Raw genomic sequence first — 26,349 nt, 5'->3', positions numbered from 1 at the left:
AATATTCAAATCTTAAAGATCTTGCAATCTGTGAAATTAGCGATTTGAAAAAACTCTAAAGGAACTTCTGGAGAATAAGGTTATGGAAACTATGCTGATGATCTTTAAGCGGTTTACCATTTAATCACCGGAGACCTTAAAAATAGAAGTTCTGCAAAAATAAAAGAAGTTACAAAAGGGAGTTATCGAGGATTTAATGGTAATGGACCTGCTCCTCTCTGCCACCCTTTGGTTTTATTTTCTCCATGGCATCAAGGAAGTACTTCATTGGTACTTCCTCGGCTTCCATGTTATCCCTGAGGGTTAGCATGGCTGCTTCTCTGCATACAGCCTCAATGTCTGCACCCACGTATCCCTCAGTTTTCTCTGCAAGCTTTTTAAGGTCAACGTCATCTGCAAGGGGCATGTCTTTGGTGTGGACTCTGAATATTGCGAGTCTCGCCTCCTTATCTGGGTCGTCAACCTTGACGTGCCTGTCGAATCTTCCGGGCCTGAGGAGTGCCGGGTCAAGGATGTCAGGCCTGTTCGTGGCAGCTATAACCGCCACGTCCTGTAGCTCTTCAAGTCCGTCGATCTCTGTGAGCAGCTGGTTGACAACCCTCTGGGTTACGCCGGAGTCGGCTGTGCTTCCGCTCCTCACTGAGGCTATTGAGTCTATCTCATCAAAGAATATCACTGTGGGTGCTGTCTGACGTGCCTTCCTGAAGACTTCACGTACACCCTTCTCTGATTCACCAACCCACTTGGATAGCAGTTCCGGACCCTTGACCGCTATGAAGTTTGCCTGGCTCTCGTTGGCAACGGCCTTTGCCAGGAGGGTTTTACCGGTACCAGGGGATCCATGCAGGAGAATGCCCTTGGGTGGTCTGATTCCGAATTTCTTGAATTTGTCGGGGTACCTGAGTGGCCACTCAACAGCCTCCCTCAGTTCCTGCTTGGCGTCCTCCAGGCCCCCTATGTCGTCCCATGAGACGTTTGGTACCTGCACAAGGACCTCCCTCAGGGCTGATGGCTGTATCTCCTTGAGGGCGTCCTTGAAGTCCGCCCTCGTGACCACCATCTTCTTCAGGACTTCCTTGGGTATCTCCTCATCGGCCTTTATCTCTGGGAGCACCCTTCGCAGGACCCTCATGGCGGATTCCTTACAGAGTGACTCCAGGTCTGCACCCACGAATCCATGGGTTATCTCTGCCAGTTCATCGAGGTCAACGTCATCTGCAAGGGGCATTCCCCTTGTGTGTATCTGGAGTATCTCCTTCCTCTCCTCCCTGTCAGGGACTCCTATCTCGATTTCCCTGTCGAACCTGCCCGGCCTTCTGAGTGCAGGGTCAAGGGCGTCTGGTCTGTTGGTTGCACCTATGACAACCACCTGTCCCCTGCTCTTGAGGCCGTCCATCAGGGTGAGGAGCTGGGCTACGATTCTCCTTTCAACCTCTCCACTCACGTCCTCCCTTTTGGGAGCTATGGCGTCTATCTCGTCTATGAATATGATTGATGGGGCGTTATCTTCTGCTTCCTCGAAGAATTCCCTTAGCCTTTCCTCGGATCCACCGACGTATTTGCTCATTATTTCGGGTCCGTTGATGGCTATGAAGTGGGCGTCGCTCTCGTTGGCAACGGCCTTTGCCAGGAGTGTTTTACCTGTTCCTGGTGGTCCGTGCATCAGGACACCCTTTGGTGGTGTTATGCCGAGCCTCTCGAAGAGTTCCGGTCTCTTGAGGGGTATTTCTATCATTTCACGGACCTTTTTGACCTCCTCCTTGAGGCCTCCGATGTCCTCGTAGGTCACATCAACTAGGTTCTTGACGCCCTCGAGTTTGCTGACGTCCACGGGTTTTTGCTGCATCTCGACCTGTGTTGATGGTGTTACCCGCACCACACCTGCAGGGCTTGTTGATACGACTGCCAGTTTGATTTCTCCCAGGGGGGATATGTCCATGAAGTCCCTGAAGAACTCGTCGAAGAGTCCTCCGGCGGATATCTGCTGTCTGATCCCTGAAACTATTATGTCTCCCTTAACAAGTACCCTGTTGAGGAATGCGGATCTTATGTCTCCCCTTATTATGACCTCCTGATCCACTGGGGCCAGAACGACCTTCTGGGCGTCCTTGACGTCAGCCCTTCTGACTGTCACCTCTTCACCTATGGATGCTCCGGCGTTTTTACGGAGGTAACCGTCTATCCTTATTATTCCGAGTCCTATGTCGGACTGTGATGATACCACAGTTGCAGCTGTCAGTTTCTTGCCCTCTATCTCAATGATGTCCCCATCTGAGAGACCCAGTTTTTCCATGCATGCAGGGTCCACACGGGCTATTCCCCTCCCCACGTCCTGCTGGGCAAGGGCCTCTGCAACCTTTAATTTCATATCTTTTTCTGTCATACAACCCACCTCTTTGTGATTATTAGATTATTATGATTCCGTTTAATATTTAATTTAACGGAAGTTTTTTAGTAAATTTAGGTTACTATAATACATGTCCAAATACTCATATATAAATGTTTCGGTAAAGTTTATATACTATTAGATAGACCCTCCCGGGATGAGTATTAAGATAGATTCGCAGAAGGGGGGGTCATGTTATCTTATTGAGGCACCTATACCCTTCAGGACCTTCAGAATCTCCTCATAGCACTCCCTATCAAACACCTTCACCCTGAGGGTTAAACTGAAGTGATCGTGGGGTATCTGGGGCCCCCTGTAAACATCAACAACCTCCACTTCAACTACACAATCAAGGAGGCCCACCATGCGCTCTATGACCCCTGGATCCACAGATTCTGGAAAAACAGCAGATACATCATAAACCCGCAGATCAAGATTCTCAACCTTCCAGCGACGGAGCTCATCCTCTGACAGCACAGTTATGTTGGAAATCTTTAACTTCATGACCCTCTTACCAGACCTTAAAATTGCATAATCCGGGGTAACAGACTCAAGTACACCAACATGCACCTTACCGGAATAGATATGTCTGAGGCCAATCTCCTGACCAACAGAGTCCCTCAGCACGATTAAATCATGATTAAGTGCATCTATGGCCTTATCTGACCTGCCAAGGGATGCCTCCACGTCATCTATGTTCTTGGCTGCAAGGCTCATCCCTGACACGAAATCATCCATAAGCCCATCCCTCAGCATATCGTTTAGCCTGGCGGCAGTTCTCAGGAAACTATCACGCATCTCCTGGCCGTAGGTGTTATGGGTCTGAATTGAGTAGGCGAGGTAGGGGTTCTGGGCCACTATCCTTGCTATTGTATCTATCATCAGGTTGTAGATGGGACTTGCAAACTTACGGGACTCCCTTATGTCAACACCCTCAGCCTCAAGGGTGGCTGCTATGCTTATGTAGGCGAAGTGGGTGAGGACCTGGACAACACTCATCATACGGTCATGGGTGGATGGATCGGTGACTATTACACGTGCCTTCCTCTCCTCAAGGAATCTGATTACGTCCTCAAGCCATGGGTTATCCCTGGTGGGTGTCAGGACCACCACCTGGCCCTCAAGGGATGATACACGGGGCCCAAACATGGGATGGGCAGGGATGTAGTGGGCGCCCCTGGCTATGAACCTCTCCATGACCCTGGCCGGTTCCTCCTTGACTGAGGTCACATCCATCAGCAGCCCGCCAGCCCTCACATGGGGCGCCACCTCCCTGAGGACATCAGGGGTCACATCTATAGGTACAGATACAACCACAACGTCAGCAAGTGAGGCAGCCCTCACATTGGCAGGGCAGTACTCTGCACCTATCCTCGCGGCGGCTGATCTGCCGGCCTCATGGTCCCTCCCTGTGATTATGACCCTGAAGCCTTCCTTCCTCAGGAACCTTGCAATCCAGTATCCAAGCCCACGGGTACCCCCTATGATGCTGATAATCATCAATTATATCTCCATTGTGGTTCTGGATGTATAAAATCTCATTTCATGAGATTCGAGCATCTCAAACCTCATTTCTGAAGGCCTTAACAGCTATGTAACCTCCGATACTTCCAAGGATGAGGCTGATGGCACATACAATTAAGAATCCCACTGATAGAGTGAAAACATCAGGTCCAACAATTTCAGCGATTCTCCCAGGCATTTCAGGCCCGAATATCATCCCCGATGCAAAGCTGAGAATAGCCAGTATGAGGGATGCAGTACCCCCCTCCCCTGCGCTTCTCCTATCTGGCCTTGTGAGGTAGGCGGCCAGAAAACCTGTGAAGGTATAAACAAACAGTCCGTCAATGAAGAAGAGCATCACAAAGCCGGCGAGGATACTGAGGAAGATTGCACTTCCAGATTCATAGTCACCCATCACATTACACTCCAAACCTTACATGAGAATACTCCTAGTTTTATAATGGCATTCTTATATATTATCATTAACTCCGCCAATGATTTTTTCAGGGTGAATCCATGAGGATAGTTGAAGAGGATGAAAAGAACGGCGTCATTGAAGTCGTACCCGAAACCCTTGATGACCTCTGGCACCTCTCACACATAATAGAGGAGGGAGACCTCCTATCAGCCAGAACCACAAGGAGAATACAGGATACCAGTGGAGAGAAGATAAGAAGTGACAGGGGAGTTAAAAAGACATTTTATCTTGGTATAAGGGTTGAAAATGTCAGCTTCCACATCTACACCGGGAGACTGAGGGCCACAGGAGTTATTGAGCAGGGTCCTGAGGACCTTGTGCCCATGGGCTCCCACCACACCCTGGAGGTCAAGCTCAACACATCTCTGAGGATCCAGAAGGAGCACTGGAGCAGATGGACACTTAAGAGGCTCAGGGAGGCTGTAAGGGCATCAAAGAATCTGAGGGCGATCATCCTTGTAATAGAGGATGACGTCGCTGAAATGGGACTGATAAGACAGTACGGGGTTGAATACAGGGGCCCCATAACCGGCCACATTCCTGGCAAGAGAATACAGCAGAGGGACAGGAGTAAGTTGAGGCGTGAATTCTATGAGAGCATCGTGGAGTCACTCCAGAAGTATGGAGACCTTGAGACCATCATAATAGCGGGGCCAGGGTTTTACAAGTCAGATTTCCATGATTACCTCATGGAGAAGTATCCTGAAATCGCAAAGAAGGCGGTGCTTGAGAACACCGGGACAGGTGGGCGCTCAGGCATCTCTGAGGTTCTGAGGAAGGGGACGGTTGAAAGGGTCTCATCAGAGAAGAGGATAGCCTCTGAGATAAGGAACGTTAATGAGTTCCTTGAGAAGCTGGCCAGGGACCCTGACTCCGTTGTCTATGGTAAGGTGGAGGTTATGGATGCCATTAACATGGGGGCCGTTGAGAAGCTCCTGGTCCTGGATAGGGTTGTTAGCAGGGAGGACATTGAGGGCTACCTCGACATGGTTGAGGGCATGGGTGGCTCCGTGGTGCTCATAAGCAGTGAACATGAGGGCGGAAAACAGCTGGAATCATTGGGAGGTCTGGCTGGTATTCTAAGATTCAAGATCCAGTGATTTCAGGGGGATTCAGAATGTTCCGGAGACTTGGGGATCGATGCAGGGGATGTGGAAACTGTCGCGAACTGAAATGCAGTGAAAACTGCACTGGCTGCAGGGCCTGCCTCCTTGTATGCCCTGAAGACGCAATCCTGCCAGGTGACCCTGACCTTAAAAAATATACAGTAAAAGTGAATGGCAGGGAGGTCAGAGCGGGGGGTACAGTTGGAGATGCCCTGGAGGGGGCGGGCCTTAAAAGGAGCATGATCCCTGATGACGGTGATATATTCTCACCCTGCGGTTCAGGGGCATGCCTGGCCTGCAGTGTATCCATTGATGGTTGCATCGCACCATCCTGTGTAACACCCCTCTCTGAGGGCATGGTCATAGAGACAGCCCCTGAACCCCCGCTGAGGTTTGTGAGCAGCTTCGGTCCACACACAGCCGGTGGAGTTGGAACCCCATTTTCTGAGAAGACAGGGACCCCTGTTGAGGTGGTGTGCTTCACCCATGGCTGCAACCTGAGGTGTCCCCAGTGCCAGAACAGCCAGGTTGCATTCACATCACTGGGGAACCTGCTCGACCCCAATGAAACAGCAGGGATCCTATTGGGCCTTGAATCCATCTACAGAACCGGTACTGTTACCATATCAGGGGGTGAATGCACCCTCAACAGGACCTGGCTCTCATCGACCATCAGGGCAATCAGGGAACTCAAAGGGGATGTCAACGTTCACGTTGATACCAACGGCACTATCCTGACCCCCGAATACCTTGATGAACTCGTGGATTCAGGGATGAACCTGATAGGGATTGATCTCAAAGGTCTGAGGACTGAAACCTTCATGGAGATATCAGGGCTCCATGATGAGAAAACTGCCAGGGTTTACCTTGAGAATTCATGGAATGCCTTCAGGTACCTTTCAGAGAATCACCCGGACATCTTCCTGGGCCTGGGGGTGCCCTACAGCAGGTCAATCATATCCAGCGATGAGATTACCGCAATGGCCTCGAGGATATCATCCATAGACAGGGACGTTCAGGTAACCATCCTGGATTATCGACCTGAATTCAGGAGCAGGGATATTGAGTGGCCAGATGAGGATGAGATGCTGAGGGTGAAGGATTTGATGATTGATGAGGGCCTCAGGAACGTTGTGGTCCAGACATCATCAGGTTTCAGGTGACAGGAATGGATGCGCTGATCATGATACCGGATGCTTCACATTATCCCTATTCCATAATGGTAGCTGCAGCAATTGCAGGTTTACTGACGCCTCTCATGGCTGCTCTGATATCACGTATGCGGTATTCCAACCTTTACACCGATGTGAGGGGAGGAACACCAAGGGGGGCGGGTCTGGCGCCCTGGCTTGTTCTTCTGGCCTTCATGCCAGACCCGCTGAGGCCACCTGTTGCCATAATGGGGCTCCTGGCCTTCATGGATGACCTCTCCGGAAGGAAAAAGATCCTGGATCTGCCAGTTGAGTGGGGTCAGCTCTCAAGGGGCCTTGGGATCATAGCGGTCACAATCATCACATACCCCCTCATGGGACCGGCCGGCCTGCTTGTGGCCCTCATGATACAGCCCCTCAACATTGCAGATATGCAGCCGGGTGTTGCATGCAGCCTGACAATGATCATGTCCCTACTGGCGACAGCCATTGCATTTGTTGGTGGTTCGGATATCTACCTTCCCCTCCTCTTACTGGCTGTATGCGCTGCCTACTCCCCACTTGATTACAGGGGAAAGATAATGATGGGCGAGGTTGGAAACCACAGCTTTGCAGTGGCCCTGGGAATCGCATTCTATCTCGCCGGTGGGTTATGGGCCCTTATCTTCCTCTTCCTCTCAACACCCCTTGTCACAGCCATCCTAAGAATGAGGAACCTCTCAGGGTTCCTTGAAGAGAAACTTGGAATCGGAAACCCAACCCTCGGCGACCTCTACATGGATGTGCTGACCGGCGGAGGCCTCGGGGATCTCTTCAGGAGAATTTTACTCGGAAAAAGAAGTTTCAGGGTGGATAACCCTTTTTTAATTGCACTGGGTTTCAGGAGGCTTCTCTTCAATCCATATGCATCCGATGGATAATCAGGGATTCAGTGCTCAGTTCATTCTTATCCTTTTGCTCTCTAGGGTAATGGTGGATTTAGCCATTAGCTCATCCGTCTTGACCTTATTATGGATACTATGAGTGCCAGGGCTATGAGGAAACTCACAGCAAAACCGAATATTCCAAGGAAGGGGAATCTCTCGAGTATGAGGGCCTCCCTTGGAAGCGTGACCAGTGATGAACCTATTATGAGGGCGGATACGAGCATGGCAACCGATATTCTGTTGGTTGAACGTTCAATCCGCACCGATATCTCGTCAAGGTTCCTGTGCTCCAGTTCCATCTTCAATTTACCCTCCTCCAGCTTCCTGAGGGCGCTTATCAGGCCACGGGGAAGGTCATTCATTATGTGCTCGAGTTCAATGATGGCCCCGGGCACGTCATCAAGGTTCTTCAGGGGGTTTAGCCGGTTTCTTATAAGTTGATGGGTCATCTCCCATGCAACCTCAAGGCCATTGAACCTGGGATCAAGCCTCTCACCAAGGTCCTCTGCCATGCTCATGACCCTTGCAAGCAGCACGAAGTCACGGGGTATCCTTATCCTGTGCCTCCTTATCATAACAGGCATTGTGAATTCTGTAAGTATCTCCCCAACCTTCCTGACATCTGCACCATAGTAGCGGTCAAGGAGGTCTATTATGTCATACTTGACCTCTTCAAGGTCTGTATCCTCTGTCAGGATGTTCATGTACCTCAGCTGGTTAACTATGCCATTGACGTCATAGTTCATAAGGAGTATGAAGAGTTCTGCCAGTCTGTCCCTGAATGAAGCATCAAGATGCCCCATCATACCAAAATCGAGGAAACAGAGGACATTTCCCTTCTGAACGAGTATGTTACCTGGGTGGGGGTCCGCATGGAAGAAACCGTGTATAAATATCTGTTTAAAGTAACACCGGGCACCCCTCTCGGCTATCACCCTCGCATTGAATTTTATATCTGACTTTAAGATATCTGTGAGCTTAACGCCCTCCACATATTCCATGGTGAGCACCTTATCTGTTGAGTACTCCCTGTAAACATGGGGTGCATAGACGGTCTCATCGTCCATGAACATTGCACGGAATCTCTCTGCATTGTTGGCCTCCTGGTGGTAGTCAAGTTCCTTTCTGATGGCCCTTTCGAATTCAGAGACTATCCCTGGAAGGTTGTAGTACCTCAAGCCCGGGACCCGGTCATTGGCAATTCTTGCGAGGTACTTCATTATTATTATATCGCTCCTTACGGTTTCAGCTATGCCCGGGCGCTGCACCTTAACTGCAACAGCATCACCATTCCTCAGACGAGCCCTGTGGACCTGTCCTATGGATGCTGATGCAACGGGTTTCTCATGAAATTCAGAGAAAATTTCATCAAGGGGAACTCCGAGCTCGGATTCTATGACCCTCTTCACGTCCTCAAATGGGAATGGCGGTGCATCGTCCTGAAGCTTCGCCAGTTCATCAGCCACCTCCCTACCCACAAGGTCGGCCCTTGTGCTCAGGACCTGCCCCAGTTTTATGAAGGTTGTTCCAAGTTCCTCAAGAACCAGCCTGAGACGTACATGTGCGGGTTCGTGGACCTCCTCAGGACTCTTTATATAGAGTTTAAGGGTCTCGAAGAGCCTGTTTTTAAGGCCAACCGCCTCAAGGATGTTCCCGAACTGGTACTTGGTCATGACCCTTATGATCTCCCTGAGGCGACCCATATCAGGTCTGTTATTATAGGGGGGTATGTTCATATTAACCACTTATTTAATGTATAATATTTAAATCTACTTTAAGACGATGGTTTCGCACTGAAATTTTTTTCACAGATCATGTTGACACGGCTGGTGATGATTATGAAGGCACTTTTCACGGTAACAGGTCGCGGAATGGGAGGAGACGCCATAACAGCCCTTAATATAGCATCTGCACTTGAAAAGAAGGGATTTGAATGTGAATTCGCACTTGACCACAGCGCACCAGGGATACTGTTCAGGAAGAGGGGAATTGAATGGCACCGTGTGAGAATACCCCAGGCAGGCGGCCATGCAGCAAGCAAAACCAGACTCCTGTCTGCAGCACTTAGAACCACGAGGGCAGTTTATGAGGCATGGAGGCTCATAAGACGCATCCGGCCAGACGTGGTTGTCGGTGTAATAGGGGGAGGCGCCGTTGTGGGGTGCCTGGCAGCAAAGCTTGCAGGTGTCCCTGCAGTCGGGGTCCTGATAACACCCACCGATGCCAGGGTATGCACCAGACTCAACAGGAACGTGGCCCTGCCAGAGTCAAACATCTTCGGCAGGGACATTGAGGGCGTTGAAAGCATATACTCACCGATCAGCCCAGATATAACCCTCGGTGACCCTGAGAGTGCCTACAGAAGGATGCCCCCACAGTTTGATCCCAAGAAACCGACCATAGTCCTCTCATCCGGGTCATCCCTCTTTAAGGCCATGGCCGAGGCCGCATCGAGGCTGGTAGATTCAGGCATGGAGGCGAATATTATGGTGGTGGGCCACCCACTGAGGGACGAGTACCTCAGGATAATCAACCATGAGGGGATAATAAACCTGGGCTACATTGACTGGGTGAAGGACCTCTACAGCATCGCTGACCTGGCTGTGCTCTCAGATGATGGTGTGATGGTCCATGAGGCCATTGCACTGGGGGTCCCTGTTGTGGCACTCAGGGGTGTCAAGTATGGGAGGTACCACAATATGGGCGCTGTATTCAGGGGAGCGGTCCTTGAGGCTGACCCTGAGGATATCGTGGAGGCTGTTTCAGCTGCACTTGAGAGGTCAGATGAGCTTCGTAGGGCAGCCAGGAGGTACAGTGGAGACGTGATAGGGGCTGCAGATAGGATTGCAGGGATAATAGAGGAGGAGGCACGCCGCAGTTAGTCAGGGGCAACCATTCAGTACCTTGAGAGGAACCTCATAAGCTTGTATATGGAGTCCGTGGAGGGGTGGGTCTCAACGAAGCCCTCAAACTCATACATTGAAACACCGAGCCTCATCAGAAGGGAGAGGTAGGGCATGATGAGCCTTGCACCCGGCGCAACTGAATATATGGCTGATGGAGTACCGTCATCGAGGATTCTAACCTTGCTGAGCCCTGTTTTACCAGTGTTAACACTCCAGAATGACCCCGGTCCTGCAAGACCAGGTATAACGGCTTCCCTCCCACCCTCACCTGAGATATCCACGAACCCAACATCGTATCTGAGGGAGATTGAGTAGGGAAGGTAACGGTAATCAGCCCTCCTCTCAACACCTGCGGCGTTGAGTCCCGCCACCACCCCCTCCATCCTTGCAACAGGTGTTGTCCCGTGGCCCCCTGTGACATCACCGGCGGCATATACATTCTCACGTGAGGTCTCCATGCGGTCATTCACCTTAACGCCTCCACGGGGTCCCAGTTCAAGGAAACCCTTCAGGAAATCTGAGTTCGGTCTTAGGCCAGTTGCAAGCAGTGGGAGGCCCTCGATGTAACCTTCTGATGTCTGAACACCTGATCCCTCTATTTCTGTGGTTGATGTATCCTCAAGTATCCTGACATCACCCAGGATCTTTTCTGACACATACTCCCTTATCAGAGGGTCCAGTTCACTGAGAAAGCCGCTTCTTGATACAACGGTGACCTCCGAGCCCAGGGAAGAGAATATACCTGCAAATTCAGCCGCTATAACCCCCCCACCTATTATAACGAGCTTATCAGGGATTCTGTTGAGGTCAAGGATGTCCCTGTATGTTATGGCATTGCCGGCGCCTTCAATGGGGGGTATGAGGGGAGATGCTCCGGTCGCGATTATGAGTCTGTCGTAGTCCATCTCCTCCCCATCAACGTGGAGTTCATCATCCTCAAACCCTGCCACTCCGTACATTATTTCAATACCGGCATCCAGGGTCTCCCTCTCTGTCACCCTCCTTATACGTTCAAGGGTCCTCTTCACACCCCCGGCTATGCGGCGGTAGTCTGCTGAGCATTCAACATCCAGCACCCCAAGATCACTGAGCCGCCGGGCCTCCTCAAGGAACCTTGCAACGTCATTGAGGCCACATACAACCATACAGCCCTCGTTCAGGCTTGTCCCACCAATCAAATTCTTTTCAACAAGTATTACTTCCCTGTCGAGGGCTGCAAGCTCCATTGCAGCGGCCCTCCCAGCCGGTCCTCCCCCTATAACAACACATCTCATATCAGACACCATGGTATTAATTCAGCGGCATTGTTTCCCACAAATCTTTATATGTGACGGATCTTTATCTAAACATTAGTGTATTCTGACTTTAATCCTATTAATTTGGAGAGGGTTATTGAATGTGTATTGCAGCACCTGCTCAGATTGTTGAAATTGATAGCGAGGATAACATTGCCACCGTTGACTTCGGTGGTGTGAGGCAACAGGTCAAACTTGACCTTGTAGATGATGTTGAGGAGGGCAAGTATGTTCTTGTTCACTCAGGCTACGCCATTGAGGTGATGTCGGATGAGGCGGCAAGGGAGTCCCTTGAAGCCTGGGATGAACTTCTGAAGGCCCTCGAAGAGGAGGACAACCTGGAGCTGTGATCAACAGATCCATTCCATTTATTTTTCTTTGATTGGTTTCGGAAAAAACGAAAATAAATTTAAGAAAAATAGGGTTTTTTCATTTTTCACAGGGTATACCCTATCTGCAGATCCCTATCTGTGATTTCTGATGTGGATATGTCCATCATGAATATATGAATAAAAATATAGGGGGATAATTATCCCCGTATCCATTGTATATCCTCATGATGCCATTACTGCAGCTCGACCTCTATCTTCAGGTATCAGCCTCGTATCCATTGTATATCCTCATGACGCCATCCTCTATAGCTTAAAGGCTTGGAATCCCCTGGCTCCCTGTTAGGAAAACTATTTTTTTGGGATAGTCCACCTCTCATCATACGGTTTTAAGCTTTGATTTTCATGTTTCACGCGATTTTCATGTTTCACGCAGGTGCTTGCCTTATTATCAGAGTGCTATACAAGAGCACCATTAGACCAACTACCATGAAACCGATCATTGTAGTTGCAAATATACTTTCTTCAAAAGGGACCTTTGAGATTAAAGAAATTAACAAACCCAAAAAATTGAATCCCAGTGTAACTAAAACACCGATTAAAAAATATTTCGGGTAATTTCTAATATTAACATAGGTTCCTTTTCCTTTCATCCAACCCAAAATAGCCTCTATTAAAGCATATGTCACACCTACAACAAATATATCTGCTAATACTATCCCCAAATTTATGGCACTTTTTGGTGGTATCAGTCCAGCACCTTCCATATACCCCGTAAGGGATATAATGGCAGTTATTATGAATGCTATCAGTAAGCTGATTATAATTGGCTTATTTTCCATTTAGTACCCTCCCATATTATTTTAAAAATAAAATGTAATAGACATATTTTTCAGATGTGTATTTGTCTACGGATCGTATTCTATATAATGGATCTTGTGATCTTTCCCGATATAAGATCTCACTTTTTTGAACGGAGGATGATAAGCAATGTAACACCAGTATTTTTTTGGCACGTATTTATTCCTAACTGAAATGATTATTGTACCTATTGCAACAGGCGCCAAGAATTGCCAGCACTTACCCTGGATTTTCTTCATTTCCTCATCAGTCAAAGTCCTGTTGTCTGTTTGCACACCGGTTGAGCTGGTATCTATCAAGTTATTTGCGGATTCTGACGAGTTTGTATTTTCATTGCCTTGGTCTGTTTGATTATTTGTCTGATCCGTGGATTCGTTAACCTGCGCCGGATTATTAGAATCACTTATAACCAGTGCATATCCGCTATAAATCTCAGTGAACTCTTCTATATTCATTTCGATGTTCCCGAGGCTTGGATCTGCGAGTTTGATCGTGTCATTGGTGATTCCGTTTATTACGGTGTAGTGTCCCGTGCCGTCATTGATGGTATAGGCGATCATGTTTTCTCTGAGTTCAGATATGTTTAGTTTCATGCCGGTTGCGTTCACTCCCTTGGCCCTGCTGGCTTCCAGGAGGCCCTGCATGGTGGTCCCGTCTTCGGTTGTTCCGGCAAGGCTTGCGAGTTCATCCTCTGTGGTGTTCACTCCGAGTCTCTGGAGGAGGGTGGCGAGTGCTGCGGGTCCGCAGGTGTAGTTCCTTGTCTGGAGGACCACACCCTCAGAATCCACTGTAACATTATGGGGCAGCGCACCCGCTACATCACCCCCCCTGGGCCTCAATGGCTGTAGTGTTGCCTATGCAGATCGTAGCATTCGCTGTGGAGTTGTCTGCAGCGGCTGCGGAACTAACAGACACCATAAAGATAAGAACAGCCAGCAACAGGACATAAAAATCCTTCACCTAAACACCTCCAATCAGTTGATAATAAGATTATACAAAAAACTCATATATATATATTACGGATCAGCAATGACTTATTACGTTGATTGAAGGCAGTCGGGGGGCTGGGATTAAAAAATCACACATACCGTAAAAATGGATTAAAATGTCCTTAGAGTGTCACGCCTCAAAGCAGTTAGCTGATCAGGGGATCATGTTACTCCAGGAAAGTCTTCAGATAATGATATTCCGCCACTTTCACTGATGCTCATAGAGTTCTCATGGATTTAAGGCTATGATTGCATGATGGTCGCTGTTTTCTCCCCGTCTCAGTATATTGAGACCCTCTTAACACCATCTATCTTAAGGAAATCCTTGAGAAGACTCCCTGGGATGGATTTTTCAGTTATTATTGTGAGTCTGGGTGTTTCATCGAGTTCAGGGTCCCCTGCATGGGCTTGCCTTATACTTATACCCTTATCTGCGATGAGTCTTGCTGCAGATGCAAGTATCCCGGGGTTCCGGGCGTCGGCCTCTATCTCCACCACACCGAAGTCAAGTTCACCTGCAGCATCCCTAAGAAGGGCTCCTGCAGGCATAAGGTTCTCAAAGATGCCCCTCAGTTTTTCATCCTTTATTATGGTGTTTGCTGTCGCCCTTACGGTCCTCCGGTCAACTCCCACTGCCCTTGCAAGGGCAACATCACTTATCTCAACATCGTCACAGTATATCTTCCCGTTTCTGTCTATTCTGAATCCAAGGTCTATGATCTTCCTCGCCACATACATGCGGGAGGGGTATCTCTCGAATCTGTGCTTTATCTGCTTCCACATACACTTCACCACATTGATGTACATCATTATACAGACAAGATTTAAATAGTACCTCCGTGTATATGTACTTTGTGGATACAGAGGTGATATGCATGTACCGGAGTGAATGTTTTTGGCATTACAGAGCTGGAAAACCCAATAAAGGAAAGGATAGAATTTAAAGAACCCTTTGAACTATTCAAAAGTGTTTATTCTGAATACGACTCATCATTCCTTCTTGAGTCAATGGAAAGCGACACGGGCCTTGCAAGATACTCATTCATGGGCTTCGAGCCCCACATGATAATAAGGGCCCGTTCAGGTTTTATAGAAGTTGAACATGAGGGATCACGGGAGGAGCTTGATACAGAAAACCCCTTTGAATTCCTGAGGCAGTTCACAAGACCCACTGGAAAAGCCAGGGGCTTCTGTGGGGGCCTTGTTGGCTACATATCCTATCAGGCTGCAAGGTTCTTTGACAGCATCAACCTCAGCCCTGGAAACTTCCCGGACTTTGAATTCGGACTCTTCCTTGATGGTATCATGTTCAACCACCTCACAGGAGAATGCAGCTACATCAGCCTCAAGGGGAACAGACTCCCCGAGATATCAGAACTGCTCCGTGAGGAAACCCCAACAGGGCACCTTAAATACAGGAATAGGGGGGCCCTGTTCTCAAGGAAGAGATACCTTGGAATGGTGGAGGAGGCAAAGGAGAGGATAGCTAAGGGCGAAATATTCCAGGCAGTCCTCTCAAATGCCACTGACTACAGGCTGCGCGGTGACAGGCTTGCCCTCTACGAGGCCCTCAGGAGGGTTAACCCATCCCCCTACATGTACCACCTGAAACTTGGCAGCAGGGAGATAACAGGTTCAAGCCCTGAAATGCTGGTACGTGTGGAGGATAAACAGATTGAAACCTTCCCGATTGCAGGAACCAGGCCAAGGGGGCAAACACCCCATGAGGATGAGAGGATAGCATCAGAACTGCTATCAGATGATAAGGAGCTCGCAGAGCACCTCATGCTCGTTGACCTTGCAAGAAACGACCTTGGAAGGATATCTGAGTTTGGCACGGTCCAGGTACCAGAGTACATGACCATAAGGAGGTTCTCCCATGTTCAGCACATCCTCTCCCATGTAACCGGCAGACTCAGGAATGGTATGGACGCCCTTGATGCCCTGGCAGCAGTATTCCCGGCCGGTACGGTGAGCGGAGCCCCCAAGATAAGGGCCATGGAGATAATAGAGTCACTTGAGGGGGTGCCGAGGAATGCCTACGCAGGAGCCCTCGGTTATCTGTCACTGAACGGTAACGCCGATTTTGCAATAACCATAAGATCCATGGTCGCTGACGGAGCCTGTGGGAGAATACAGGCAGGGGCAGGCATAGTACATGACTCCATCCCTGAAAATGAATACGTGGAGTGCCAGAACAAGGCCATGGCAGTCCTTAAATCAATGGAACTGGCAGGTGAGGGCCTTGATTCTGATAATTGATAACTATGACTCATTCACCCATAACCTCTACCAGCTTGCAGGGGAGATCCTCAGGGATGAGGGGATGGATGAGGAGATAATGGTTTTGAGGAACGATGAGGCCAGGATATCAGATCTTAGGGCCCTGGATCCGGAAAGGATAATCATATCCCCGGGCCCCGGTAACCCTTCAAGGAGGAGTGACTTCGGTGTCTGCATGGATGTGATAGGGGAATTCATTGACAGGCCCCTCCTCGGCGTATGCCTTGGACACCAGGGCATATTCCACGCCTTCGGTGGAAGGGTTGAACCCGGGGAACCGGTCCACGGGAAGATAGTTGAGGTATTCCATGATGGATCAGAACTCTTCAGGGACGTTCCAAACCCATTCAGGGCAACCAGGTACCATTCACTCATATGCAGACCCGAAGACACACCCGGGGATATAGAGGTAACTGCGGTGACATCAGATGAAATTATAATGGCCATAAAGCACAGAGAATATCCAATCTATGGGCTGCAGTTCCACCCGGAGTCAGCCGGAACCCCCAGCGGAAGAACCCTAATTAGAAACTTCCTCAGGATGTGAACACATGATCAGGGATATTATAAGGTCAAAGAAACTCGAAGTTAAGGAACTCATGAGAAAAAGGCCCCTCAGCATCCTCAAGGATGATATAACAGTCATGGACGAGCCACTGAGCTTTCAGGCTGCACTTGGAGGAGGCAGAGTATCCCTCATATGCGAATACAAGAGGGCTTCACCATCCCTTGGCACGATATCCGGCAGGGGCCTTGAAGAGATGATGGAGGTATACATGGACCTTGCGGATGCAGTATCCATAGTAACCGAGGGCAGATACTTCAATGGTTCAATTGATCTTCTTGGCCAGGCAGCACATTACAGGATACCCCTCCTCATGAAGGACTTCCTGGTCGACGAATACCAGATCTACCAGGCAAGGGCATCGGGGGCATCCTCGGTTCTCCTCATCACAGGAATATTCCCTGACCTTGAGTCAGGGATTCAGAAATGCAGGGAGCTCTCAATGGAGCCGCTGGTTGAGTGTCACACCTCACTTGACATCTACAGGGCCCTTGAAGCCGGTGCAGAGATAATAGGTGTGAACAACAGGGACCTTGAAACCTTTGATGTGGACCTTGAACGAACCCGTGCACTGGCACCCCTGGTACCCGATGAACTTATACTCGTATCAGAGAGCGGTGTCAGGGGCCCCGAGGATGCTGAGATACTGGCAGGCTACGGTGCAGATGCTCTGCTCACTGGCACAGCACCCATGTCGGCCCAGAACCCGCGGGAACTCCTTGAAGAGATACTGGATGCAGTAAGCCACTGCAGAGACCATAGAAGAAGGTACAGGGGGGATGAGTTCTTTGAACAGTTCGCATGAGTCCCTCGCCGATGTGCTTGTTAAGATATGCGGCATAAAAAGGCCAGAGGACGCCGTCATGGCAGATAAACTCGGCGCTGACCTCCTGGGACTCATACACATAGATAGATCCCCTAGAAACCTTTCCCTGGAGGAGATGGAGGATATCCTTTCACTCATACCCACCGAGAAGGCCGTAATCGTCCTTGAACCATCCGATCCAGTGGAGGTAGTTGAGGTGATGGAAAGGACAGGTGTGGAGAGAATCCAGCTCCACTCCCTCTCCACTGAGGATGCCAAGGGTATAGAGAATGTGCTCAATGAGAACGGGTTTAATGCCAGGATAACAGTCGCAATCCCACCTGAAGCCGGTGCACTGGATGTTCTTGACAGCATCTCATGTTCATGTGTTCTGGTGGATGCAAGCTCAGGTGGCAGGACAGGGGGAACAGGGAGGATGATTCCACCCGAACTGGCCCTCAGGATGCTCAGACTCATAGGGAGTCGTGACAGCACAGTTGAGGTGGCCCTTGCAGGGGGCCTCGGCCCATCCACTGTGAGGCTTAACCATGAATACCTCCGGCAATTTGATTGCCTGGACTTCAACTCAGGCATTGAGACTGCACCGGGGATAAAGGACCATGCACTGATGGTTGAACTCATGGAATGCATGGGAAGGATTGGTGGGGACCTTCAGGACCCGCCTGGATTACAGAGAGGTGAATTATCATGATAATGGATGGAAAATTCGGTAAATATGGAGGCATATTCGTGCCGGAGCTTCTTATACCAGCCCTTGAGGAACTTGAGAGGGCCTTCCTCAATTACAGGGATGACAGGAAGTTCATGGCTGAACTAGAATACCATCTTAGGGAGTATGCTGGAAGGCCCACGGGCCTCTACTATGCCAGGAACCTGTCAGAGAAACTTGGATGCAGGGTGTACCTCAAGAGGGAGGACATGCTGCACACAGGGGCCCACAAGATAAACAACACCATAGGCCAAGCCCTCCTTGCAGGGTACATGGGCAAGACCAGGCTCATAGCCGAGACAGGGGCCGGGCAGCACGGGATAGCCACTGCAGTTGCAGGGGCCCTGTTTGGAATGGACGTTGACATCTACATGGGTACAGAGGATGTTGAGAGGCAGAAGCTCAATGTATTCAGGATGGAGGTATCGGGGGCACGGGTCATACCGGTTGATTCAGGCTCAAGGACCCTTAAGGACGCCATAAACGAGGCCATGAGGGACTGGATCAGCAACGTGGATGACACCCACTACCTCATAGGTTCCACCATGGGCCCCCACCCCTACCCTACCATGGTGAAACACTTCCAGAGCGTCATAGGAATGGAGGCGAGGAAACAGATACTCGAAGCCGAGGGTGAACTCCCCGACACTGTGATAGCCTGTGTGGGGGGTGGAAGCAATGCCATAGGCATCTTTTCGGCCTTCATGGACGATGATATTGAACTCATAGGTGCAGAGGGGGGCGGTGAAGGTATAGAGTCAGGCAGTCACGGAGCCACCCTCTCTGCCGGTTCAGAGGGAATCCTCCATGGTTCACTGTCCTATGTACTTCAGGATGATGATGGGCAGATAAACGAGGCCCATTCCGTCTCAGCTGGCCTCGATTATCCGGGTGTTGGACCAGAACACGCCCATCTCATGGATACAGGCAGGGCAAGGTATGAGCCGGTAACAGACACTGAGGCACTCAGGGGCTTCAGGCTTCTCTCTAAATATGAGGGTATAATGCCGGCCCTTGAAAGTGCCCATGCAATAGCCTGCCTTGAAAAGTACGCTGAGAAACCAGAGAATAAGGGAAAAACGGTCATTGTAAACCTCTCAGGGAGGGGTGATAAGGACATGTTCATGGTCGCTGGTTTGCTGGGAGGTGATGATTTTGGTATCAGGAGTTAGAGCAATGAGTTATGCTGAGATGTTCAGGAGGGCAGATGGATGTGCCTTCGTCCCCTTCGTCGTTGCAGGGGACCCTGACATGGAGACATCCATTGAGATCATAAGGACCCTTGTGGATGCAGGGGCAGATGGTCTTGAAATAGGCTTCCCCTTCTCTGACCCAATAGCCGACGGTGCAAGCGTTCAGGGGGCTGATCTGCGGGCCCTCAGGGCAGGCATGACAACAGAGAAGTGCTTCCAGCTTATAGAGAGGGTCAGGGAATTCACCTCCATACCCATAGGCCTCCTGGTATACTACAATCTGATCTACAGGATGGGTGTTGATGAGTTCTACCGGAGGGCTGCAGAAGCAGGGGTCACAGGGATACTCTCAGCGGACCTCCCACCTGAGGAGGCCTCAGATGCACTCAGGGCCGCTGAAAAATATGGTGTAGACCAGATATTCATAGTTGCACCAACAACCGGTAGTGAACGCCTCAAGAGGATCTCTCAGGTATCAGCGGGATTCCATTACCTCGTATCGGTGATGGGGGTCACCGGTGCACGATCAAGGGTTGAGGATGCAACGATTGAACTCATAGAGAGGGTTAAGGCTGATGGAAGCCTCCCTGTCATGGTTGGTTTCGGTGTCTCAAGACCCGAACATGTGAGGATGCTGGTGGATGCAGGAGCCGATGGGGTTATCGTTGGAAGCGCCATCATAGACGTGATATCCGAGAACCTGGGGGACAGGGATCTCATGTTACGGAGGATCCATAAGATGGCGGCCAATCTTAAAGCCGCAGGAGGATTAGAATGAGATTCAGGAGGCTTATCGCAGGGATAATGGACTTCAGGAACCTCACCGAGGATGAGGCCTACAGTCTGATGGAGATGATAATGGCCGGTGAACTTGATGATATAAAAATAGCAGCAATACTAACGGCCCTTGCCATGAAGGGGGAAACTGTGGATGAGATAACAGGCTTCGCACGGGCCATGCGGGATAAAGCCCTCAAGGTCAGGGTTCCAGGGTCCCTTGAGGTCGTTGATTCCTGCGGGACAGGGGGCGACAGCTTCAGATCATACAATATAAGCACAGCAGCCGCCATAATAGCAGCAGCCGCAGGTGTGAGGGTTGCAAAGCATGGTAACAGGGCTGTCACAGGATCCTGTGGGGGTGCAGATATACTGGAGGCTGCAGGTGTGAACATAGAGCTGGATGCAGATGCAGCTGCAAGATCCCTCACTGAGGTCGGCATCTCATTCATGTTTGCACCATTATTCCACAGGGCAACTGCCAGGGTGGCCGGAGTAAGGAGGGCCCTGGGCTTCAAGACGGTTTTCAACATACTGGGACCCCTGACGTCCCCTGCTGCCGCTGAAATACAGCTCCTAGGAGTATTTGATCCTCAGCTTGTGGGTCCGGTGGCTGAGGTACTCAGGAACCTTGGAACACGCCGCGCCATGGTTGTCCATGGATTCGATGCAAACCTTAACCCTGCCCTGGATGAGATATCAACGGCTGGCCCCACCCTGGTGGCATTCCTTGAGGATGATGAAATCAGGATCGATAGACTGATGCCCACTGACTTTGGAGTTGAGGCAGGGAGACTTGAACATCTGAGGGCAGGTTCAACCCCCCATGAGAACCTTGAGATGTTCATGGATGTACTCAGTGGACGCGATGATACCCCTGCAAAGAAATCAAGACTCGATGTTGCCCTTGCAAATGCAGGGGCCCTGATCTATCTTGCAGGGCTTGCTGACGCACTTCCTGAGGGAACAGAGACGGCAAGAAGAACAGTTAAATCTGGAGCTGCCCTGAAGCTCCTCAAAGAATTTGCATCATACACATGGAGTGAGAAGTCAGCGGTTATTAGCTAGGATTTGAGTCATACATGTGGGCTGAGAAGCGAGTACTATGCTGAAATCCCACTCCCCATATTCCTGTATTTGAGTCATACACGTTGGGTGAGAAGTCAGTTATCAGCTGTTCATGATGTAAAGATTGAGATGGGCCCGCTGGGATTCGAACCCAGGGCCTCACGGTTATCAGCCGTGCGCTCTAACCACCTGAGCCACGGGCCCATATTAAGAATCAGTGGGGTGATTCCAACTTTTGGAGTTACTCATATATATGCTTTTCTGTGATCCGGTGTCACAACCACTTCAGGGGAGGGTGGTAGCATCCCCTGCAGCTTCAATTATCCTCAGGATCTCAAGGGCGGCCTCATGGGGGTCATTGTTTTCCACTATGCTGACCAGTGAGCCAAGGATTGCTGAACACACGAACATGGACGTCCTGAGCAATTCCATATGCTCCCTGATACTCCCAGGACTCTCCATGACCCTCCTCTTCGAATCAACCAGCCTCCTCTCAAATATACTCTGGGGCTCCGATTCAAGGATTACAATGATGTCCGGGGTTATTAGGTCAACCGGGAGAGAAATAAGGTAACCCAGTGGAGAAAGATCTATTCCATGGAGATCCATAAGCACATAATCCAGTCGCCTTATCCTGCGGGCGGCTTCAACCCAGATAAGGTGCTGCTGATCCAGGGAGAGGTTGAAGAGGTCCTCCAGGTTTTCTGCAAGGTTCCACTCACCTGCAACCTGGAGCATCAGTTCCCCATAATTTATGTAGGTGTGCCTCACAATCCGGGATAGGATCTGGCATACGGTTGTTTTACCGGTACCTGGAACTCCAACAACCGCAACGATCCCCGGGACCCCTGTCATGAGTTTGAGGCTCTATTTGTTCACCATTTCACTTATGGCATCGGCCATCATGTGGCCTTCCACCGTGATTTCGGCCCGGTCAATCCCTTCAACCTGCTCGGCAACGTTCCTTGCATCCATCGCCATCCTCGCTGCGCTCATGCATCCCGGATTTGTGGGCCGGATGGTTATCTTTGCTATGGTTTCACCCTTCTCTTCGATTTCGATGTTCTCAACAAGACCCATCTCCACGATACTTATGCCCATGTGTGGGTCTGCAACCTTCTTGAGAGCTTCCTTAACCTTTTCCAGGAGTTCTTCTGACATTATTATTACCTCAGATGCTATTTTGATAATCACTGTAGTGATTCTCTATTATTTAAGCTAACCATATTTAAAAGTGTCCATTATCCCGTCACCAGGGGAGGGAATGATGATACCTGAATTGATTTTTAAGACAGTATCAAGCATTCCTTCGCCTTACCCTGACTGCCACACCCCTTTCAGCCCTCACCATTTCATCTCCGCTGAGCACAGCCCTCCCAACACCTGCAACTTCTCCTTCGTGCACTATGACCACCTCATCACCGGGTATGATTTCCCTGTCGGCATCAGAAACACCCGGTGCAAAGAGTGTGCTGCTTTCAAGTTTGAAATCTATCTCAACCCACTTCAATCCGAGTCTGTGGAGGGATCTCCCACCCTCCGGTGATAGCGAGATGAGCCCGCGGTCCATCATGAAGGTTCCTATCTGGGTGCCGTCGGATTTGAGGATCTTCCGGTGGTACCTTCCGGTTACACGGCAATCCTCCGGTATGATCCTTTCTCCGCCGGGTCCAAACTGGTAGACAGCAACCGAACGAAGCATGTGCAGCAGCCTCTTCCGGGCAGGGATCTTATCATAACCCTTCAGTTCCCTCTTAAGCCTCTCCAGGGCCTCAGGTGAGGTTGGACGTGATTCCATGCTGGTTGGCGTGAATGAGTCAAGGTACTCCATGCAGACCTCAAGGTAACCTCCATCCACGTGGGCTATGACATCAAGGTCACCCACATATTCCCTCAGGACATCACCCACCAGTTTCTTTTCCTCATGGGACCACTCCCCGATGGTTGATACGTCATAGGAGGAGATGGGGTAGGTGTTTTCAAGTTCCCGGGGGCATATCCCAAAGGGTGATGTCAGTATGAGTTCCTGGAAGCCCCTGGTGAGCCTCGTAAATTTTCTGTGGGACTTTGAGGTTGAGTAGGGCTTTTTCATGCTGCAGGGCAGCACCACAACAACATCTCCCATGGGCCTCATTAACCTCATTCTCTCCCGCCACCTGACAGCCTCAGGTCTGTGGAGGGATTCCTCGATTGAACATATGACCTTCATTCTATCAACCTTTATCACATCATATTTCATGCAGCGCCTATCCGCAGTTCACACAGCACAATGCAGCATAAGCTTTCAACAACATATACATTTCACTGAAAGAATCCTTTTTTAAGAAGTATCCTCTTAAGTACCTTTCAGCCATTTTACGCCTGTTAATTCGGCAACATCCTTTTTAAGGGCAACCAGGTCCTCATGGTTCAGTTTTTTCACATCATCCTTTCCAGTTATCCTGGTAAAGTCGGCAATCTCAGCCGTAGAAACCCTTATGAAGTTTTCAAGGCCTTCAATGGCCCTTTCCAGATCCATGTGTTTCAGGAGGTCAGGGTCATGGGTTGTTATCCCTGTCGGACACCTTCCGGTGTGACATAACCTGTGCTGCTGACAGTTGATGGCTATGAGTGTCGCGGTACCTGTGTAGACAGCATCAGCGCCCAGGGCGAGGCACTTTGCCATGTCTGCGGCTGTCCTTAGACCCCCACCAGCAATGAGGGACACCCTCTCACCATGACCCTCATTTATGATGGTCTTAACGGCCCTTGGCAGGGCTGCGATGATGGGGATGCCGGTGTTGTCCCTTATATGTGGATTAACAGCCCCGGTACCACCACCAAAACCATCAATACTTATAAAATCTACTCCAGCATCAAGCAGGGCCTTAACATCATCCTCTACGTTGCCGCACCCTATCTTGGCACCTATGGGCGCTCCCCTGCTAATTTTCCTGAGCTCTTCAACCTTTTCCTCAAGTTCCTTCTGATTCCGTATATCAGGGTGGTGTGCAGGGGAATATGACCCCTCCCCTGGCTCAAGGCCACGGACCCTTGCAACATCGGGGCTTATCTTGTCTGGAGGGAGATAACTCCCTTTCCCGGGATATGCGCCCTGACCAAATCTTATCTCTATTGCAGCAGCGCCCCTGAGCACATCCCTGGTGATACCGAACCTTCCGGTTGAATACTGGATTATGAGGTAATCACCGGCCTTATCCATTTCCTCATGGAGTATTCCACCCTCACCTGAGTTGAATCCGATCTTCAGTCTGGCTGCAACGGATGCGATGGCAATACGGGTCTTCTCTGAAACCGCCCCGTAGCTCATACCACTTATTATTATGGGGGATCTGAGTCTCAGGGGCCTCTCTGATTCGACCCCGATTATCACATCGGTTTTAACAGGGTCCTCTGCATTTAGGGGTATGGATGATACCTGGGCGGGCAGGAAGTGTATATCATCAAGTCCCACAGGCAGCCTCTTTTCGGATCCCATGGACTCAACCGGCACATCACCGCCATGGGCTATCCTTTTTATCTGGACTATTTTGAGGTATTCACGGTCTTCCTCGGATCTCCTCTGTCTCCTCATCCTTATACCATTCAGAGATTCTGTGTTACAGAAGTAAAGCTCCTTGAGGCCATAACTCTGGTACACGGGGCATGATGCACAGAGGCACCCCCTTTCCTCAACATAGTAGCGGCTGCTCCCTCCTGCACAGAAGAGAATTTCGTCGTCACCATGATCCGGGTAGCTGGGACAATCCGGGCACAGACATTCCGTTTTTTTGTTTATATAACCCCCTCCCGCTGGTATTATAGCATAATATGTGAATACTGGTTAAAGTGGTTTCCTTTTCATAGAATTAGGTTTATATGTTAAAACCCTCAGTTTCAGGGGGTATACATGATGATGGCCTTTAAGTCTATGGACCTAGGGGTGTCCCAGAAGCTCTTCATGGAGCTTTTTAAGTCTCTCTATTGAGGGGTGTTTTTCACCGAGGCGATCAGACCATTTTTTAATTACAAAGTTGATATCAACTTCATCAGAACCATTGATAAGGTTATCTGCATGCGCAACAATCTTTTCCTCGAGGGTCCTTGGCATGTAGTCCCCTGGTGGAAGTCCAAGGGCCTCTGCCTCCTCTGGGGTTATACCCGCCCCCACGTGTCTTTCAACTATCCTCACAACCTCAGGGGGGTAACCGAATCCTTCAAGTATACGGGCACCCTCGACGGCATGCTCAACACCGTCTGTCCTGCAGCGGCCTATATCATGAAGAAGGGCGCCCTCCTCCACAAGCCTCCTGTCAACCGGCAGGTCACGTGATAACTCGAGGGCCTTTTTTCTGACCGCAAGGGAGTGATCTATCACCCACTCTGGACATCCAACAATTCGAAGTAAACGGATGCTCAAGGGGACACCATTCATGATCAATCAGAACAAATGCACATAAAGAGCTGTTGGTTCTAATCCGGTTCTAGGAGTTTACTGTCGTGTCTGTTGAGTCGAATCCGTTGTTCTCATAAAGGCTGAGTTCTTCCTTTATTTTCTGTATTATCTCAGAGTTATCCATGAATTCCATTTTAGAGCCGCATTCAGGGCATTTGAAGTTTTCTTCGGTGGCCTCATCAAATGTGAATCTGTAGTGGCCATTCACACATACAAAGAACATGTTGTTTTCCTCAAAGTCAAGGGCTTCCCTGAGCTTTCGGACTATCTCACTGTGCTTCCTTCTTATCATCTCTGTAACCTTCTCAGGCTCAAATTTCCATGTGTAGGTGTACCACTGTGTTTCAGGATCCTTGCTCCTCTTGTAACTCGCCACACCGGCATCGTAGAGCTTGTAAAGTATCCTTCTGACTATGTTGAGTTTAAGCTGGGTTTTCTCTGATATCTCCTCATCTGTTACCTTGCCCTTCATGAGGCACTCCAGAACTGGTATGGCCTCTTCCTCTTCCTCTTCAGTGATAATTTCATGGATCAACTCTTGTAGCACCTGCTCATCAATCAAT

The 26,349-nt window shown here is 49.9% G+C and carries 26 protein-coding genes and 1 tRNA gene; 12 read left to right on the top strand and 15 right to left on the bottom strand.

Features of this window, described 5'->3' with window-relative positions:
- Window positions 1–193: 193 nt before the first annotated feature.
- The 3 genes from DNK57_RS03040 to DNK57_RS03030 form a co-directional block, all read right to left on the bottom strand.
- Window positions 194–2,383 carry a CDC48 family AAA ATPase gene (locus DNK57_RS03040; protein WP_192961579.1) on the bottom strand — a complete coding sequence of 730 codons (2,190 nt, stop codon included), beginning with the start codon at window positions 2,381–2,383 and terminating at the stop codon, window positions 194–196.
- 198 nt (window positions 2,384–2,581) lie between these two features.
- Window positions 2,582–3,886, bottom strand: a complete 1,305-nt coding sequence (locus tag DNK57_RS03035; protein WP_192961808.1) for a prephenate dehydrogenase — start codon at window positions 3,884–3,886, stop codon at window positions 2,582–2,584.
- Between the two features lie 61 nt (window positions 3,887–3,947).
- Complete coding sequence (locus DNK57_RS03030; RefSeq protein WP_192961807.1) at window positions 3,948–4,304, bottom strand: hypothetical protein; 357 nt, start codon at window positions 4,302–4,304, stop codon at window positions 3,948–3,950.
- Between the two features lie 101 nt (window positions 4,305–4,405).
- On the opposite strand from DNK57_RS03030, the gene DNK57_RS03025 reads away from it, so the two are divergent.
- Genes DNK57_RS03025 through DNK57_RS03015 form a run of 3 tightly spaced genes read left to right on the top strand, consistent with a single transcriptional unit; the run spans window position 4,406 to window position 7,544 of the window.
- Window positions 4,406–5,467, top strand: a complete 1,062-nt coding sequence (locus DNK57_RS03025; RefSeq protein WP_192961578.1) for an mRNA surveillance protein pelota — start codon at window positions 4,406–4,408, stop codon at window positions 5,465–5,467.
- Window positions 5,468–5,484: 17 nt separating this feature from the next.
- Complete coding sequence (locus tag DNK57_RS03020) at window positions 5,485–6,636, top strand: radical SAM protein (RefSeq protein ID WP_226891019.1); 1,152 nt, start codon at window positions 5,485–5,487, stop codon at window positions 6,634–6,636.
- 5 nt (window positions 6,637–6,641) lie between these two features.
- Window positions 6,642–7,544, top strand: coding sequence for a hypothetical protein (locus tag DNK57_RS03015; RefSeq protein ID WP_226891018.1), 903 nt, complete (start codon window positions 6,642–6,644; stop codon window positions 7,542–7,544).
- A gap of 65 nt (window positions 7,545–7,609) precedes the next feature.
- On the opposite strand, the gene DNK57_RS03010 is transcribed toward DNK57_RS03015, so the two are convergent.
- Window positions 7,610–9,286, bottom strand: a complete 1,677-nt coding sequence (locus DNK57_RS03010; RefSeq protein WP_192961576.1) for an ABC1 kinase family protein — start codon at window positions 9,284–9,286, stop codon at window positions 7,610–7,612.
- 102 nt (window positions 9,287–9,388) lie between these two features.
- Here DNK57_RS03010 and DNK57_RS03005 point away from each other — a divergent pair, with 102 nt between their 5' ends.
- Window positions 9,389–10,432: a glycosyltransferase gene (locus DNK57_RS03005; protein WP_192961575.1), complete on the top strand. Its 1,044-nt coding sequence runs from the start codon at window positions 9,389–9,391 to the stop codon at window positions 10,430–10,432.
- A gap of 14 nt (window positions 10,433–10,446) precedes the next feature.
- Here the strand turns inward: DNK57_RS03005 and DNK57_RS03000 are convergent, their stop codons facing one another.
- Window positions 10,447–11,730, bottom strand: coding sequence for an FAD-dependent oxidoreductase (locus tag DNK57_RS03000; RefSeq protein ID WP_226891017.1), 1,284 nt, complete (start codon window positions 11,728–11,730; stop codon window positions 10,447–10,449).
- Window positions 11,731–11,852: 122 nt separating this feature from the next.
- Here DNK57_RS03000 and DNK57_RS02995 point away from each other — a divergent pair, with 122 nt between their 5' ends.
- A complete protein-coding gene (locus DNK57_RS02995) occupies window positions 11,853–12,101 on the top strand; it encodes a HypC/HybG/HupF family hydrogenase formation chaperone (protein WP_192961573.1) in 249 nt (82 codons plus the stop codon).
- Between the two features lie 407 nt (window positions 12,102–12,508).
- Here DNK57_RS02995 and DNK57_RS02990 read toward each other — a convergent pair whose 3' ends face one another.
- The 3 genes from DNK57_RS02990 to DNK57_RS02980 form a co-directional block, all read right to left on the bottom strand.
- Window positions 12,509–12,922 carry a hypothetical protein gene (locus tag DNK57_RS02990; RefSeq protein ID WP_192961572.1) on the bottom strand — a complete coding sequence of 138 codons (414 nt, stop codon included), beginning with the start codon at window positions 12,920–12,922 and terminating at the stop codon, window positions 12,509–12,511.
- Window positions 12,923–12,988: 66 nt separating this feature from the next.
- Window positions 12,989–13,729: a C39 family peptidase gene (locus tag DNK57_RS02985; RefSeq protein WP_320056850.1), complete on the bottom strand. Its 741-nt coding sequence runs from the start codon at window positions 13,727–13,729 to the stop codon at window positions 12,989–12,991.
- Between the two features lie 480 nt (window positions 13,730–14,209).
- Window positions 14,210–14,713, bottom strand: a complete 504-nt coding sequence (locus DNK57_RS02980) for an amino acid-binding protein (RefSeq protein ID WP_192961571.1) — start codon at window positions 14,711–14,713, stop codon at window positions 14,210–14,212.
- Window positions 14,714–14,815: 102 nt separating this feature from the next.
- Here DNK57_RS02980 and trpE point away from each other — a divergent pair, with 102 nt between their 5' ends.
- The 7 genes from trpE to trpD are packed head-to-tail and all read left to right on the top strand — an operon-like array spanning window position 14,816 to window position 21,351.
- The gene (trpE, locus tag DNK57_RS02975) at window positions 14,816–16,192 is read left to right on the top strand and encodes an anthranilate synthase component I (RefSeq protein WP_192961570.1); all 1,377 of its coding nucleotides are present in this window, start codon (window positions 14,816–14,818) and stop codon (window positions 16,190–16,192) included.
- Window positions 16,176–16,760, top strand: coding sequence for an anthranilate synthase component II (locus tag DNK57_RS02970; RefSeq protein ID WP_192961569.1), 585 nt, complete (start codon window positions 16,176–16,178; stop codon window positions 16,758–16,760). Before trpE ends, DNK57_RS02970 begins: the two co-directional genes overlap by 17 nt.
- A 4-nt stretch (window positions 16,761–16,764) precedes the next feature.
- Complete coding sequence (locus tag DNK57_RS02965) at window positions 16,765–17,583, top strand: indole-3-glycerol phosphate synthase TrpC (protein ID WP_192961568.1); 819 nt, start codon at window positions 16,765–16,767, stop codon at window positions 17,581–17,583.
- A complete protein-coding gene (locus DNK57_RS02960; protein WP_192961567.1) occupies window positions 17,567–18,295 on the top strand; it encodes a phosphoribosylanthranilate isomerase in 729 nt (242 codons plus the stop codon). Before DNK57_RS02965 ends, DNK57_RS02960 begins: the two co-directional genes overlap by 17 nt.
- Window positions 18,292–19,485 carry a tryptophan synthase subunit beta gene (gene trpB, locus DNK57_RS02955; protein ID WP_192961566.1) on the top strand — a complete coding sequence of 398 codons (1,194 nt, stop codon included), beginning with the start codon at window positions 18,292–18,294 and terminating at the stop codon, window positions 19,483–19,485. The genes DNK57_RS02960 and trpB overlap by 4 nt, the downstream gene beginning before the upstream one ends.
- Complete coding sequence (trpA, locus tag DNK57_RS02950) at window positions 19,463–20,284, top strand: tryptophan synthase subunit alpha (protein ID WP_394354487.1); 822 nt, start codon at window positions 19,463–19,465, stop codon at window positions 20,282–20,284. Before trpB ends, trpA begins: the two co-directional genes overlap by 23 nt.
- Window positions 20,281–21,351: an anthranilate phosphoribosyltransferase gene (gene trpD / locus DNK57_RS02945; protein WP_192961565.1), complete on the top strand. Its 1,071-nt coding sequence runs from the start codon at window positions 20,281–20,283 to the stop codon at window positions 21,349–21,351. The genes trpA and trpD overlap by 4 nt, the downstream gene beginning before the upstream one ends.
- A gap of 130 nt (window positions 21,352–21,481) precedes the next feature.
- Here the strand turns inward: trpD and DNK57_RS02940 are convergent.
- From DNK57_RS02940 to tfe, 7 genes are all read right to left on the bottom strand, one after another.
- A tRNA-Ile gene (locus DNK57_RS02940) sits at window positions 21,482–21,555 on the bottom strand.
- Between the two features lie 81 nt (window positions 21,556–21,636).
- Window positions 21,637–22,206, bottom strand: a complete 570-nt coding sequence (locus tag DNK57_RS02935) for an adenylate kinase (RefSeq protein ID WP_192961564.1) — start codon at window positions 22,204–22,206, stop codon at window positions 21,637–21,639.
- A gap of 12 nt (window positions 22,207–22,218) precedes the next feature.
- Window positions 22,219–22,512: a metal-sulfur cluster assembly factor gene (locus DNK57_RS02930; RefSeq protein WP_048176688.1), complete on the bottom strand. Its 294-nt coding sequence runs from the start codon at window positions 22,510–22,512 to the stop codon at window positions 22,219–22,221.
- 136 nt (window positions 22,513–22,648) lie between these two features.
- Entirely contained in the window at window positions 22,649–23,560 is a 912-nt protein-coding gene (locus DNK57_RS02925; protein ID WP_192961563.1) for a DUF5591 domain-containing protein, read from the bottom strand.
- Between the two features lie 126 nt (window positions 23,561–23,686).
- Window positions 23,687–25,108, bottom strand: a complete 1,422-nt coding sequence (locus DNK57_RS02920) for a glutamate synthase-related protein (RefSeq protein WP_226891054.1) — start codon at window positions 25,106–25,108, stop codon at window positions 23,687–23,689.
- Between the two features lie 159 nt (window positions 25,109–25,267).
- Window positions 25,268–25,750 (bottom strand): TIGR00295 family protein, encoded by a 483-nt coding sequence (locus DNK57_RS02915; RefSeq protein ID WP_192961562.1) that lies wholly within the window; start codon window positions 25,748–25,750, stop codon window positions 25,268–25,270.
- Between the two features lie 64 nt (window positions 25,751–25,814).
- Window positions 25,815–26,348, bottom strand: coding sequence for a transcription factor E (gene tfe / locus DNK57_RS02910; protein WP_192961561.1), 534 nt, complete (start codon window positions 26,346–26,348; stop codon window positions 25,815–25,817).
- Window position 26,349 lies beyond the last annotated feature (1 nt).

It is taken from the genome of Methanothermobacter thermautotrophicus, assembly GCF_014889545.1.
In the GTDB taxonomy this organism is placed as follows: Archaea; Methanobacteriota; Methanobacteria; order Methanobacteriales; family Methanothermobacteraceae; genus Methanothermobacter; species Methanothermobacter thermautotrophicus_A.
The sequence above is the reverse complement of the archived record's forward strand: the minus strand, read 5'-3'. Positions and strand labels throughout refer to the sequence as shown.